Source organism: Pseudobacteroides cellulosolvens ATCC 35603 = DSM 2933 (genome assembly GCF_001262605.1).
In the GTDB taxonomy this organism is placed as follows: domain Bacteria; phylum Bacillota; class Clostridia; order Acetivibrionales; family DSM-2933; genus Pseudobacteroides; species Pseudobacteroides cellulosolvens.
Genome location: NZ_LGTC01000001.1, coordinates 2,882,163 through 2,895,787, shown reverse-complemented (window position 1 = coordinate 2,895,787; position 13,625 = coordinate 2,882,163). Strand labels below are relative to the sequence as shown.

Here is a 13,625-nt window from a genome sequence, read left to right as displayed (position 1 = left end):
CAAGGTATTATGTACCTTGGATCTCTTGTTTTTATTTCTTGGAAATTATGATGTCTTCTACATCTAAATATAGAATAGAAAATAGAGTGTTCATTACAATACAAATGATATTTTTGTGACAAATTAATTCAATAATCTACTTTTCCATGTTAAATCAAACATAAACATTACTAATGATTTTGTTAGATAACACCTATTGTTTTGTATTTTGACTTGATGTTTTGATGATATGTGTCAAAAATAAATTTCTGTAAGACAACGAAAAGTGACATGTTTTACCGGATGTTTAATTTATAATCTTCCCTGTGGTTCAAAAATATTGTAGGAGGTAACAAAAGATGAAATTGGGATATTTACCGTATCAAAGGTTCAATAATACGGCAAAAACCTATGGGAAGATCAAATTTGGAAGTTTTATCAACTTATTAACAGCAAGTAACCTTATTTTGCTTCCGGTATCATTTTTAATCGGCAGGGCTTCCATTGCAGGTGGTATTTTGCCTTTTGGAATGGCTCTATTTGCTTCAGCGGCCGGAATGGAGTGTAACAGGTATTTAATAGGATTATCTGTTATTATAGGAATGATAACCAGAGGAGCTCCAGAGCAAATATATGTGACAATAGCTGCCATGTTTCTTTTTAGTGTGCTTAGCACAATGGTAAATTTTAATAAGAGCTATACAACTTCTAAAGTTGCTGTTTTTGCATTGTTTAGTACCCTTGTTCCTGAATTTGTAATAGTTTATATGCAGGGATTTTTGCTTTTTGATGTTTTGAAGGCGTTATTTCATGGGTTGTTAATTTTTCTTCTGGTATATATTTATAGAAATGCTTTGTCAGGAATTCAAAAAAAGGCAGCTTTAAATAATGAAGAGATTATAAGCGTTACAATATTAACGGCTGTAGGAATTGCTGGCCTTGCAGATATTCAGGTTATGGGAGTTGTCCTTAAAAATTTATTGAGCATAGTAATTATTTTAGTAAGCGGCTACAGATGCGGTGCTGGCGTTGGAGCGGCTGCGGGAGTTACTATGGGGCTTTTTGCAAGTTTGTATTCACCAACTGCTCCTTTTATAATTGGTTCATATGCCATATCGGGACTTATTACAGGAACGCTCAGAAAACTGGGAAAGGTAGGCTCAAGTCTGGGATTTGTATTAGGAAGCGGAATATTTATGTTATATATGAACATACCAGGTGATTCCTTTTCTTATATGAAGGAAATCATTGCAGCGGTACTGGTTTTTATAATCATACCAAATAAAGTTACAGATTTTGTAACAAATCTTGTGGGTGCGGGCTTTGATATAAGCAGTAGAAGTGTACATTACACAAGTAGAATAAAAGATATGACTGTTGACAGACTAAATAGCTTTTCTAAAACATTCAGAGAACTGTCAAAAACATTTTGTGAGATTTCAGATACAAAGTCTATGGCGGACAAGCAGGACATATCGATACTTTTTGACAGGGTAGCGGATAGAGTTTGTAAGGATTGCTGCCTATGTCTTCACTGCTGGGATAGAAATTTCTATAATACATATCAGGTCATGTTTAAGATTGTTGAGACTTTAGAAGATAAGGGAAGAATCGAACGAAGTGATATACCCAAGTATTTTATGGATAGATGTGAGAGAATAAATGATTTTGTTATTTCTGTTAATAACGTTTATGAACTCTTCAAAGTGGACAGGGTATGGAAAAGCAGAATTTGTGAGAGCAGGGAATTGGTCTCCCAACAATTAGAAGGACTGTCAAAGGTTGTTTCAAAGCTTGCCTGTGAAATAGACACTGAGGTAAACTTCAAAATTGACCTTGAGAACAGTTTGCTTCAGAGTCTTGACAGAGCAGGTATCAGGGTGAGGGATGTAAAGGTGCTTGAAACAGTCTGGGGCAAATATGAGGTTTGTATAACACACAAAGGATGTGGAGGAAAACGTCTGTGTGTTAATACAATTGAAAAAATTGCTACAGAGGTATTGGGAAGAAAAATGACAAAGGAGACAGTCGATTGCCAAAGGGGTATAAAGGATAGCCACTGTACTGTAAAACTGATTGAAGAGGAAATATACAGTGTTACTACAGGTGTTTCCAAACTGTCAAAATATAACAGTTTAGTCTCTGGTGATAATTATACTTTCTTAAATACTGGAAATGGAAAATATATTGTAGCTTTAAGCGACGGAATGGGAAGCGGCTATAAAGCTGCTGTTCACAGCAGGGCTACCATAAGTATGCTGGAACAATTCATGGAATCGGGCTTTGACAAGGATATGTCCGTTAAACTTATAAATTCGGTGCTTGTTCTAAAATCAGAAGACGAAGCCTTTTCTACCATAGATATGTCTGTAATCGATTTATACAATGGAGATGTTGAGTTTGTAAAGACGGGAGCAGTATCTACATTTATAAAGAGAGAACATAAGGTTGATGTAGTAAGATCGATTTCTTTACCGGCAGGAATACTAAGCAATATTGAGACAGAAATACTAAAAAGAAGTATTGACTCAGGGGAATTCCTTATTCATGTTACAGATGGTGTACTGGATGCGTTTAAAAAAGAAAACGGAAATAATGATGAGAGTTTTATAAAGTTTATAAATGAGATCAGTACAAAGAATCCTCAAGAGATAGCTGATGCTATATTGAACGAAGCTTATAAGAAGTGTGACAGCAAGCCTTGTGACGATATGCTGGCTGTTGTTGCAAAAGTGTGGAAAAAGGTAAGCTAGTTATTTCTAAGGCATTACTTAGTAAATGATTAAGCTAATTAATTGGTTTACATTTTGATAATACAAAAATGTATAAATAATTAAAAATTATCATAAACTACCTTCAAATATATCTTAGTATATCTTGGAGGGATAAAAAATGGTACTCGGTAATACAAAAAGAATTGTAATAATAAAGGATATACACTCAAACCTCATTGAAGAAGCCATATTGATTTTGAAGAGTGATTCCGGATTGAGCAAGGTTAATGACCCAACATCTATTATAAAGAATAACAAGGATAATGGTTATCTTTTAAACGAGGCAGAGAGTGTTATTAATAACTTCATAAAGGAGAATAAATATAAAATTGCTTCAGGAATTGATTTGAATTTCAAAGAAGTAAATATGTCAAAGTCAAAAATTTTTAGGAATATGATAATAAATCTGGCTCTTGCGGGCACCTTGGTGTTGCTTATTTATGCTGTGGCTAATTTCTTTTAGATAAGCGGCACCTTTTCTCCATTTCCATTGATTTTATTCCGGTTAAGCTATATTATAATATGTAATGATATATTGGCCTATGCGGTTTGCTTTACAAAAGTCGTTACAAATGTTAGGTTAATATTAATTTTATATGGTAATCATATTAAACTGGGGTTAACTGGAATTATTTCAAGGAGAAATGTTATGTTCAAGAATTTTTTTAACCTGATTTTGCTGCCGGAGAAGTTTTACAAGAAGTTTACTGACAGAATTATTACACTAATTATCGGTGTATTTGCCTTAGGTATAATCGATTACATATTTTCTATCAGTGAAAAGCTTCATAGTTTCTTTGTTGATAAGACTTCTGTGGATTTAAGCAAAAACATTTTTTATTCATTAGTTGTTATCGTTATTTTTGGAATAGGTGATGTAGTCTTTTTCTCCTTTCCTGTTTCTGATATTATTAAAAGACTTAAATCCGATAAAGATACAAACTCAGAAAAAAGCTCGCAAATAAAAATAATGAAAGTCCAGATACTGGCAAATTGTATCATTTTTATTCCCACATTGGTATTAACATATCTATCAAACGGAGTTGATCCGGAAAAGAATATTGAATTATCGATAATAATTATGTATGTGTATCTGATAATTCAAATATGGCTGTGTGCTATCATAACCAGAGGAATAAAATCTGCTTTCGAGATTGGGCAGAGATTCAAACCTCTTATATTTCCAATAGTATTTTTCTGGTATTATATTGTAGGTATGGCACTGAACTTTGTTATGGAAAAGTTGATGGGCTTGGTATTGGTTTAGATAAAACTAGTTGTAAATGTTTCTTATATAATCCACTTGTGCTAAAAAAACATGTATGGTAATATAATTAAAGTGGATTTTGGAAATATAAAGGTAAATACGGATAATGTCCCGGTAGTCTAATGGATAAGACAGTGGATTCCGGTTCCACTGATATGGGTTCGATTCCTATCCGGGGCATCATATTCAGAAACATCAGTGTTCTTTCGGATGCTGGTGTTTCTATTTTCCAAAACTTCTCCTTTAGATTTAGGGTATCCTGACTAAGATTTTAGTTGATTTGTAAAGTTGGTTATTCTATTCCGTGCTGTCCCTCTTTTTCTTTTGTTCTATTTTTGGATGATATATAAAGATTGCCTGATGTATCCAAACCGGCATAGAACACCTCCTCTATACTATTGAAGTTACTGTACCTGAGTTTTTGTATGAGCCATTCTCTATCTAAATTTGCATCCTTCAAATTTTCGTCCATTACTTTTCCATCTATAATAATATCTTTGGTTAACCCGGCATATGCAGTTGAAATATTTAAATCGGAAGGTGTTATGGGCTGCTTTTGGGATTTCTTTAGAACAGATAATTTCCCATCTGTTTCAAATATTGCAAATTCCACATCCGCTATGTTAAACGTGTTTTTTTCTCTTAAAAGCATCATAAGATTGTCTAGCGGCAGACGGGTTCTTTTTAGATTTTCTGCTATAATCTTTCCGTTCTCTACTACCGTCACAGGTTCTGAATTAGTTAACTTTCTTGTGAAAATGCTTTTTATATTTGAAGAATCTATTGTCACCGTTATTAGTGCAAGAACGACTAATACAGTAACACCAGACAAAACAGGGTTTTGTTGGCTTACTGATATATTAGCGGCTACAGATCCGACGATTACTCCCACAACAAAATCGAAAAACGTGATTTGTGAAATCATCTTCCTACCCATAATCCGAGTAAGTGATAATAGTAAAAAGTATGCAACAAAAATTCTTGCACTTGTATATAGAACTTCCTGAAACATAATGCCACCATCTCCCTAAAAGTTGTGAATTTTTTTTTAAAATAAGCATATTTATTATTTGCACATGAATAATTCTTAGTCATTAACATATATTGTTATGATTTTGATTAAAACCTTATCCCTATATAGAGTGTAAAGGTACAATAATGTTTTTTGTTGTACTGTCAGCCTGGTTATTGTCTATACTCGCCAAATACCAGTTCTTTTTTCAGTCCTCAAACTCGACAGGCCCCAAAGGTAATTCGGATTTTGGGTAGTTGGCTGAATACTATGTCCAACGATAAGCATATCACTTCAATCCAAGGAGATGTAAAACTTGTACTACTATTGATTAAGTATGCCGATTTTTTGGAGTTTTTGGGGGATTTTGCATAGTTTATTGATAGTTACCACTTAAATAATTTATAATATAATTATATACAAAAATTTTGCCTGAAAATTATAGCAGAAAGTATACATGAAATAAATACAAAGTTTCATGTCACTGTATTGTTATGGGGGGATAATTTTGATTAAAAGAATAAGTGTTTATATTATACTAATCCTATTACTAGGAGTAGGAGGGTATTTTGCTTTTAACTCCATTTATCAAAAACAAACAAGTTTGGATAATGAGACTATAAATTTGTTAATAAAAACTTTAAAAAATCCATCTTTAGTAAAGTCTATAAATATAGCTGATGACAGCCCTCCTGCTCATGCTTGGGTTCCTGAGAACTATGAAAGGCAGATAGAAATTGCATCGAAGTTAGTGACATATTTGGAGCATGCTACAATGTATACAAGTGAAATTCCAAAATCTCAGGAAGGTTTAATATTTGCTGCAAACATAGGACCATCACAGCTTTGTGTTTTGGATACAAATAAAAGTTCAATAATTGTTTCTCCTGCATATTATGTTACAGTTCAAAATAATTCAATTAATGTTAAATATATTGACGATGTAGTTGATGTTTCTAGCAATAATAAGCATGTCTATATAAAAGCAAACAAGCTTTATAACTGGCTTAAAAATAACGAGTGGAAAATAGATTATATAAATATGTGATTATTGGATTAAAGAAAAGGATTTATTAAGGAATGTAGCGGATTTTTTGTGGCATACGCAGAAAAGGATGCATAACCATGCACTTCATATAGCAGGCATGGCTTTTGAGACTTTGATCAATTATTTAGTTGCGTACATGGTCGAAACTTTGAGAGGTAATGAAAAATGATAATAATGGAAACAGAAAGACTTATTATTAGAAACTTTAGGGTAGATGACTGGGAAGATTTATATGAATACCTGTCGCAAAAAGACGTATTGAAATATGAGCCTGAAAACGAAAGTGATGAAGAAGAATGTAAGAAGAAGGCTATAGAACGTTCTCAGAGTAATATTTTTTGGGCGGTATGCCTTAAGGATAGTAATAAGATGATTGGACATATATATTTTAACCAAACTGGTCCAGTGGATTTCTTAACATGGGAGATAGGATACATTTTTAATCCCAAATACTATGGAAAAGGATATGCTACTGAAGCATCTCAAAGGATTTTGCAATTTGGTTTTGAAGAGTTGAATGCACATCGAATTATTGGTATGTGTAATCCTGAAAATACAGCCTCATGGAAATTACTAGAACGTTTGTCAATGCGTCTAGAGGGCCATCATAAAAAGAAGGCTTTCTTTAGAAGAAGAGAAGATGGAGAACCTATTTGGCATGATGCTTACCAGTATGCGATGCTGGCAGAAGAGTGGATTAGCAGAAATCTATAGAATCAATGTATTGATAATATCAAAAGATGATAATGACTGGAGTCCCAAAGTATTGAATGAAGCAAAAAGAATTAAGAAGATTAAAGAATTATTGTAGATAAGAAATGTATTTGTTAAGGTAAGGATTAATTAAGGCCACTGTATCCTTATCCGTATTATTTTAGAAGTGTGTTGAACCATACATTAGATGCATATTAACACAAATTAATGTAACAAAGGTGACTATAATGAAAGTGAAATTAGTTCTTACAAGGGGGAATTATCATAAGGAAAAAGAAAGCTTTAATAGCGATTTTTGTAACAATATTAGTTATTTGTATAAGTCCATTTGTTGTTAAATACGTTGATAGAACTGTAAAAGGTATGAAATTGACTTCAGAAGTAGATTATATTGAAATACCGTCAAAAGGCGAAAAACATTATATTAAGAAGATAGAAATTATTGAACCGGCAGTTTGGAAAGGTTCATATGATGGGGTATTACATTATAAAGATGGAAGAACAAAAGAAATAGATATTAGCTATTATGGAGATTTCTATGGAATAAAAGGTGAAGACAGGGGTTTGTTTTCAGACGGTGTTTTGTATAAATATGAATTAAATGAATGATAAATATAGCCAAAGAAGTTTTTCAGGTTTTTACAGGAAAGATTTATTTTAAAAGGAGCTGACATGGAAAATACTGATTCGGAAATTCAGAAATTTTATAACGATATTGCACAGCAGTTTGCGGATGAATGGTATGCAAATGAAGATTTGTTGCCTACTTTGAAAAGATTTATAGATTTATTAAATCCAAACCCAAGAGTGCTAGACATGGGATGTGGTGCTGGCTACGAAAGCATGCGTTTGTATAAGTTGGGAGCAAGAGTTACTGGTATTGATTTCTCAGATGAACCTATTAGAATAGCCAGAGAGAGGAATCCTCAATGCAAATTTCAAGTAGCGGATTTTAGGAAGTTAGACGAATCACTTGGCGTTTTTGATGGAATTGTTGCGATAGCATCTATTATACATATTAGAGATGAAGAATTAGAACTGGTTTTTTGTAATATGAAAAAAGTCATTAAACATGAAGGACTTGTTATGATTGTTGTAATAGAAGGATTGGGGATATGTGAAGAGCGTAGTAAAATCGAAAGAGAGGGAGTTCAGTATAACAGGCCTTTCTATTTGCATAGTAAAATGAGATTAAATGAAGTTGCAGATAATATAGGTTTTGAGTATTTTGACGATATGCAGCTAAGCGAAGAACAAGCTTCATTTGGATGGAAGTGTCTATTATATAGATCCAAATAATGTAAGAAACACACACGTGGGTTGTTATCCAAAGAACTTTTGAAATAATGGGTTTATTAAAAAAAGTTAAGTAAAACGGCGACCATCAAGAAATTTGCTTTTTAGGGGGAATTAGATGTTAAAAGCTGTTATTTTTGATATGGATGGTGTTATAGTAGATAGTGAACCTATTCATTTTGAGGTGGATAAAAAGGTTCTGAAAAAATGTAATCTTAATGTTAACGATGAAATTTTAAATTCTTATGTTGGAATTCCAAACCCAGAAATGTGGAAGGATTTAAAAGAGAAATACAATTTAGTTCCGAGTGTGGAAGAATTGTTGAAGTTGCAGTCTGAATTTAAAATTGAATTTTTAAAAGAAACAAAAATAGAAGCAATAGATGGAGTTAAAGGATTACTGAATGAACTAAAGCAGAACAATATTATTTTAGCAGTAGCATCTTCTTCACCAAGATTTTTTATTGAAACTATATTAGAAACGATAAAAATAAGAGAATGTTTTAATGTAATATTAAGTTGTGAAGAAGTTCAAAGAGGAAAACCTTACCCTGATATTTTTTTAATAACTGCAGAAATGTTAAAAGTTAATCCACAAGAATGTATAGTTATTGAGGATTCTACAAACGGAGTAAAAGCTGCTTTGTCTGCAGGAATGAGATGTATTGGATATGCTAATTTAAATTCCGGCTTACAAGATTTATCTAGTGCTTCTACAATAGTTAATAGTATTTGCGAGATTAACTATGATTTTATGATAAGTATTATGTAGTTTGGAGATTTGTTTTTTGATATTATTGCTATTTCGTTGAATATGTTAATAAGGATAATGACTGGTTCAATTAAAATGAGTAGAGAAGAAATTGATGCATGGAAAGAACATAGCGAGATCGATAAATATATTACTATAAAGGAGGTGCTTTGCCATTTATAGAAAAAGTGATAATTTTTAAGTGACAAAAACTGGGGGTTATAGTGAGTAAAATTAGTTATATATGTAGGGGTATTGTAACTTTGATAGATGGTACAAAACTTCGAATTATTGCGTATGATATTTCTGAAATCTTTGGAGGGGTTATGAAAAGGTCAATAATTTTGATTTTAATGGTAATTTGTATTATGATCCAATGTTCTTGCAGCCGGAATGAACAGATTGAAAGGGTCAGTTCTGAGAAATTGGGTCAAACTAATATAGCAGCGACAATTGATGAAAAAATTGTAGAAGGAAAAAATGTTGTGTATTGTTCTTCCTTTCAAATGGCCTGGGATAGATTAAAACAAGATGTGCTAAAGGGAGCTGTTGAGCTTGACAACCAGCCTTTGATTGCGAATTCTCTTAATTCAAATTCCTTTGATAGAAGAAATATAGGAGAAAAGAATTACGTTGCAGAAGCGGGATTTGTTAAAAATGGAATAATAAATAAAATAAATCAAGGACTTAAAGAAAAGTTTGATATTTCTAGAGAATTTGATGATGTTGAAGATGATCCTACAGCTGTTTTAGCATATGCGTACCTTTATAAAAAAATAATTTTTGATAAGGATTTTGAGGATACATATCTAACATTCAATTCAAAAAATAGTACTCAGAAGGTAAAATCCTTTGGCATTAAGAATACATCTACTTATAAGCACCGTAAAGATATTATTAAGCAAGTTGAAATAATAGATTATTTAAGTGATGATGACTTTATCATTTCATTAAAAAGCAAATCAGATGATTATATATATATTGCTAAAGTTAAACCGAAAGAGAAGTTATCAGATACAATGCAAGATGCTCTAAAAAGAATAAAAACAGGTAAGAGAGAGGCGTTTCGGCTTGGTGATTATTTAAGTATACCGGATATTAATATTAATATTGAACATTCATATAATCAACTTTTAAATAAATATTTAAAAAATGGTGGGTTTAGGGATTACTACATTAGAGAAGCTAAACAGGATATTATGTTTAAGCTTAGTAAAAGCGGTGCTTTGCTTAAGTCGGAAGCTGCTGTAGAAATGGCCAAATCCTCATCACATGTTGAAAATCCAAAAACACTTGTTTTCGATAAACCATTTCTTATTATTCTTGGTGAGAAGCAAGATAAAGAACCTTACTTTGCAATATGGGTTGAAAATACAGAATCGATGGAGTTAGAGAAATAATAAATTAATTGAATTTGAGGTTATTTAGGTATGAATAATACTGTTGAGATCTGTACATCATATGGCAGAGTGAATAAAGATAGAGTTGAGTTTTATAAAAGGTGGGCTTCATCAATCTAATGTTTAAAATTATAATTTACATATTTGTTACATTATTGTTTAACGTAAGTAACATGTGAATATTACAATGTAGAAATACAAAGGCTTGAGGAGAGCCAATGAATTATTAAAAAGGGGTCTCAATATGGGAACTAAAGCTAAAGAAAAGTATTCAAAAACAATACTTTACAATTATCTGTTGGTTTTTGCAGGCTTGTTAGGTATTTCTTATGTAATATTTGGTTTTTCATTAGGCTGGGGTTTTTATTTCGGGTTAAAAATCATTTTGATTTTTGGAGTAATGCTACTGGCCCATGGTGTATTAAGAATTAATATGTACAATTACATCAGAAGTTTCATTAATAAGATCGTAAATATGGGAATATTGGCAGCATTAATTTTTATTGTTGTTATGGAAGTAACAATTAGTTATGCGGCAATCTTTAATAATACCAAACATGTGGATTATATCTATATTCTTGGTGCAGGTATTATTGAAGACAGACCCTCTTTGGAACTAAAATATAGGTTGGATAAAACTATTGAATACATAAATAAAAACAAAGATGTAAAAAAAATTGTGTTATGTGGCGGAAAAGGAACAGATGAGAAATTTACAGAAGCATATGTAATGGAAAAATATCTATTAAGTAATGGAATAGATAGGAAAATACTTATAAAAGAAGAGAAATCGTCTACTACATACGAAAACATAAAATATGCTACTGGAATTATTGATAATATTGATAAAAATTCCGATAGAAAAATTGCTTTAGTAAGTAATGATTTTCATGTGTTCAGAGCCAAATTAATTGCTGATAGGATAGGGCTGAATCTAACCGGATTAGCAGCTGCAACACCAATTTATATTATTCCTAATCATCATGTAAGAGAATATTTTGCAATTATAAAATGCTTGTTTTTAGGATGATAGTTTTGACAGACTGAAAAAATTATAGTTTTGAAAATTAACGGAGATAAAATTTGTCGAATAGTATACGGATTGCCAACTGCTGGATAAAAAATTAATAAATGCGTAAATACTTTACTTAAAATTAAAAAGCATCAAACCTTGTGTTTTTAGGCATTCTAAAATATAATAGATTAGAGCTTTAAAGTTATCCTTTGAGGCTTTTGTTGTATTAAAGATGTGTTTTTTATTAATTTAAAGCTAAAGTGAGGGTGTGTAGTGATGTTGGTTATATTATCAGGAAGTTCCGGGGTAGGTAAAAATACCATTATAAATAGGATTTTAGGGGATATGAATAATGTTGAGCTTATGCCGACAATGACAACAAGGGAAAAGAGACCAGGGGAGGAGACAGGAAAGCCTTATATTTTTGTCTCCAAGGAAGAATTTGAGCGAATGATTGAAGAGGATGAACTTGTTGAGCATCAAATAGTCCATGGATTTTATTATGGAACTCCTAAAAAGATAGTAAATGAAAAATTTAAGGGCAACAAGATTCTCATTAAGGATATAGATGTAGATGGTACACAGAATCTTGTTAAGAGAATTAATAATGTAGTTACTATTTACTTAAAGCCAAAATCCAAGGAGCAGCTTATTGAAAGGCTTAAAGGCAGAGGCGAGGAGCGGATTGAAGTACGGCTTGCCCGTTTCGAGCATGAAGAGGCTATGGCGGATACATACAAGTATGTTTTGGTAAATGATCAGTTGGAAGAAACTGTTGAAAAAATTAAGGATATAATCATTAAAGAATATGATGAGTGTTCTATATGAAAAGTATAAAAATCAATTAATTTTAATATGATTAAAAGAGATAATAAAAGCACTGGATGATTAATAATATTCAGTGCTTTATAATTTATTTATAAATTAGCTAACAAAAAGCCAAAATCAGTTTTTATTAAACAAATCCTTTAGCTTGCTGACGAATGTTGATCCTGAGCCTTCGCGAATAGGAAGGAAAGGTTTTAGAGGGTTATGCTTCTCAACTCCAAATACTTTTGAAAGAACATTTTCATCTTCCTGCTCCTGTTCCTTGTCTTTCACTACAACCTTTAATTTACGAGGTACACCCAGCTCAACATCAACTATTGATTCTAAAGATTCTGAAACATCTGTGTCCGGATATGAAAGCAAAAATGATGATTGCTGCTTAACCGATTTGCTGACAAAAATACTTTCCGGTATGTATCCTAACGGGGAGAATGTGCAATTCGGAAATCTGCTTACAACGCCGGAAATTCTCTTTATAACAGATTCGCCTTCTTTAGCATCTTCACATTTGTTTACTATAAGCTTAAGATTTAAGCAGCGATGTTTGGATAACAGAACCTTGAGAATGGAAAAGGTATCTGATATAGCATGGGGCTCAGGTGTTGTAACAAGTATTGTTTCATGGGTACACATAACCAGATCGTTTAAAATTCTTGAAAGACCAGCACTCGTGTCTATCAAAACATAATCAAAGCTATTTTCAAGAGCCGAGAGACCTGCGGTAATTTTTTCAATTTGATGAGGATTTAAGCTGGAAAGCTCAAAAAGACCGTTACCTCCAGGTATCACCTTTATATCACCGGGACCATCAATTATAATTTCCTCAAGGTTTTTTGTACCCTTTATAACATCCGTGAGGTTATAAACTGGTGATAACTTAAGCAGAACATCAATATTAGCCATTCCTAAATCTGCATCAAGTATTACTACCTTTTTATTTCTCTTAGCAAGTGCTATTGCATAGTTGATGGTAAAGCAAGATTTTCCTGCACCGCCTTTTCCGCTCGTTATAGTCACAAACTTGCATGCCTTTTTCATCACGGTATCAGAGCCTATAGCTGTATCAATGGCACTTGTCAAGTCTTGGGGAAGGCTAATAAAGAGAGACTGTTTTTCGGGATTTTTACCAACAACCCTTGAATTAAATTGTAATAGCCCATATGGAGTATTTGCTTTGAGACTTAAATCATATCCAGTTGGTATGGGAGAAAACACTCCGTTCTTATTAGGTTGGGCAATTTCAAGGTAGTTCTGATCCATTGACAGGAGTTTGCTTTCATAGATGTCACAAACATTACCTGAATTTGTAGTTATCTCAACAATTTGTCCGGGTAAAAATTTGATATTATCCATAATACCTCTCTTTATCTTGTAGATAGAAATATATCTCATGATGATTTCTTAATGTTATACTAATTTTATATTATGGTATAATTAATGTCAATTGTACCATAAAAAATATTAAATACATATTATTTTTATTCAATGCAAATATTGATTATTACTAAAGTTTGCTTATTGGGAAATAGGCTCCTAAAACT

Annotated in this window: 13 protein-coding genes and 1 tRNA gene; 12 read left to right on the top strand and 2 right to left on the bottom strand. The window is 32.2% G+C overall.

Going from position 1 to position 13,625, the window contains the following annotated elements:
* The first annotated feature begins 338 nt into the window (after nucleotides 1–338).
* From spoIIE to Bccel_RS11730, 4 genes are all read left to right on the top strand, one after another.
* On the top strand, nucleotides 339–2,732 hold the full coding sequence (gene spoIIE / locus Bccel_RS11745) for a stage II sporulation protein E (RefSeq protein WP_036944484.1): 2,394 nt from the start codon (nucleotides 339–341) through the stop codon (nucleotides 2,730–2,732).
* Between the two features lie 139 nt (nucleotides 2,733–2,871).
* Nucleotides 2,872–3,216, top strand: coding sequence for a hypothetical protein (locus tag Bccel_RS11740; protein WP_036944483.1), 345 nt, complete (start codon nucleotides 2,872–2,874; stop codon nucleotides 3,214–3,216).
* Nucleotides 3,217–3,402: 186 nt separating this feature from the next.
* The gene (locus Bccel_RS11735) at nucleotides 3,403–4,020 is read left to right on the top strand and encodes a hypothetical protein (protein ID WP_036944481.1); all 618 of its coding nucleotides are present in this window, start codon (nucleotides 3,403–3,405) and stop codon (nucleotides 4,018–4,020) included.
* A 108-nt stretch (nucleotides 4,021–4,128) separates the two neighbouring features.
* Nucleotides 4,129–4,200 (top strand) — tRNA-Arg (locus Bccel_RS11730).
* Nucleotides 4,201–4,312: 112 nt separating this feature from the next.
* Here Bccel_RS11730 and Bccel_RS11725 read toward each other — a convergent pair.
* The gene (locus tag Bccel_RS11725) at nucleotides 4,313–5,032 is read right to left on the bottom strand and encodes a YetF domain-containing protein (protein WP_036944480.1); all 720 of its coding nucleotides are present in this window, start codon (nucleotides 5,030–5,032) and stop codon (nucleotides 4,313–4,315) included.
* Between the two features lie 508 nt (nucleotides 5,033–5,540).
* Between Bccel_RS11725 and Bccel_RS11720 the strand changes: the two genes are divergently transcribed.
* The 8 genes from Bccel_RS11720 (at nucleotide 5,541) to gmk (ending at nucleotide 12,084) form a co-directional block, all read left to right on the top strand.
* A complete protein-coding gene (locus Bccel_RS11720; RefSeq protein WP_036944479.1) occupies nucleotides 5,541–6,080 on the top strand; it encodes a hypothetical protein in 540 nt (179 codons plus the stop codon).
* A gap of 165 nt (nucleotides 6,081–6,245) precedes the next feature.
* The gene (locus tag Bccel_RS11715) at nucleotides 6,246–6,794 is read left to right on the top strand and encodes a GNAT family N-acetyltransferase (protein WP_201781955.1); all 549 of its coding nucleotides are present in this window, start codon (nucleotides 6,246–6,248) and stop codon (nucleotides 6,792–6,794) included.
* Between the two features lie 369 nt (nucleotides 6,795–7,163).
* On the top strand, nucleotides 7,164–7,403 hold the full coding sequence (locus tag Bccel_RS11710; protein WP_036944478.1) for a hypothetical protein: 240 nt from the start codon (nucleotides 7,164–7,166) through the stop codon (nucleotides 7,401–7,403).
* A gap of 63 nt (nucleotides 7,404–7,466) precedes the next feature.
* Nucleotides 7,467–8,093, top strand: coding sequence for a class I SAM-dependent methyltransferase (locus tag Bccel_RS11705; protein ID WP_050753400.1), 627 nt, complete (start codon nucleotides 7,467–7,469; stop codon nucleotides 8,091–8,093).
* Between the two features lie 115 nt (nucleotides 8,094–8,208).
* Entirely contained in the window at nucleotides 8,209–8,862 is a 654-nt protein-coding gene (locus Bccel_RS11700) for an HAD family hydrolase (protein ID WP_036944477.1), read from the top strand.
* 203 nt (nucleotides 8,863–9,065) lie between these two features.
* Nucleotides 9,066–10,241: a serpin family protein gene (locus tag Bccel_RS11695; RefSeq protein ID WP_036944476.1), complete on the top strand. Its 1,176-nt coding sequence runs from the start codon at nucleotides 9,066–9,068 to the stop codon at nucleotides 10,239–10,241.
* 244 nt (nucleotides 10,242–10,485) lie between these two features.
* Nucleotides 10,486–11,271, top strand: a complete 786-nt coding sequence (locus Bccel_RS11690) for a YdcF family protein (RefSeq protein ID WP_036944475.1) — start codon at nucleotides 10,486–10,488, stop codon at nucleotides 11,269–11,271.
* 261 nt (nucleotides 11,272–11,532) lie between these two features.
* Entirely contained in the window at nucleotides 11,533–12,084 is a 552-nt protein-coding gene (gene gmk / locus Bccel_RS11685) for a guanylate kinase (RefSeq protein ID WP_036944474.1), read from the top strand.
* A gap of 117 nt (nucleotides 12,085–12,201) precedes the next feature.
* On the opposite strand, the gene Bccel_RS11680 is transcribed toward gmk, so the two are convergent.
* Nucleotides 12,202–13,437 carry an AAA family ATPase gene (locus Bccel_RS11680; RefSeq protein WP_050753399.1) on the bottom strand — a complete coding sequence of 412 codons (1,236 nt, stop codon included), beginning with the start codon at nucleotides 13,435–13,437 and terminating at the stop codon, nucleotides 12,202–12,204.
* Nucleotides 13,438–13,625 lie beyond the last annotated feature (188 nt).

Coding starts and splice junctions, on each gene's coding strand:
- spoIIE (WP_036944484.1), top strand. CDS start 339: ATGAAATTGGGATATTTACCGTATCAAAGGTTCAATAATACGGCAAAA.
- Bccel_RS11740 (WP_036944483.1), top strand. CDS start 2,872: ATGGTACTCGGTAATACAAAAAGAATTGTAATAATAAAGGATATACAC.
- Bccel_RS11735 (WP_036944481.1), top strand. CDS start 3,403: ATGTTCAAGAATTTTTTTAACCTGATTTTGCTGCCGGAGAAGTTTTAC.
- Bccel_RS11725 (WP_036944480.1), bottom strand. CDS start 5,032: ATGTTTCAGGAAGTTCTATATACAAGTGCAAGAATTTTTGTTGCATAC.
- Bccel_RS11715 (WP_201781955.1), top strand. CDS start 6,246: ATGATAATAATGGAAACAGAAAGACTTATTATTAGAAACTTTAGGGTA.
- Bccel_RS11705 (WP_050753400.1), top strand. CDS start 7,467: ATGGAAAATACTGATTCGGAAATTCAGAAATTTTATAACGATATTGCA.
- Bccel_RS11700 (WP_036944477.1), top strand. CDS start 8,209: ATGTTAAAAGCTGTTATTTTTGATATGGATGGTGTTATAGTAGATAGT.
- Bccel_RS11690 (WP_036944475.1), top strand. CDS start 10,486: ATGGGAACTAAAGCTAAAGAAAAGTATTCAAAAACAATACTTTACAAT.
- gmk (WP_036944474.1), top strand. CDS start 11,533: ATGTTGGTTATATTATCAGGAAGTTCCGGGGTAGGTAAAAATACCATT.
- Bccel_RS11680 (WP_050753399.1), bottom strand. CDS start 13,437: ATGGATAATATCAAATTTTTACCCGGACAAATTGTTGAGATAACTACA.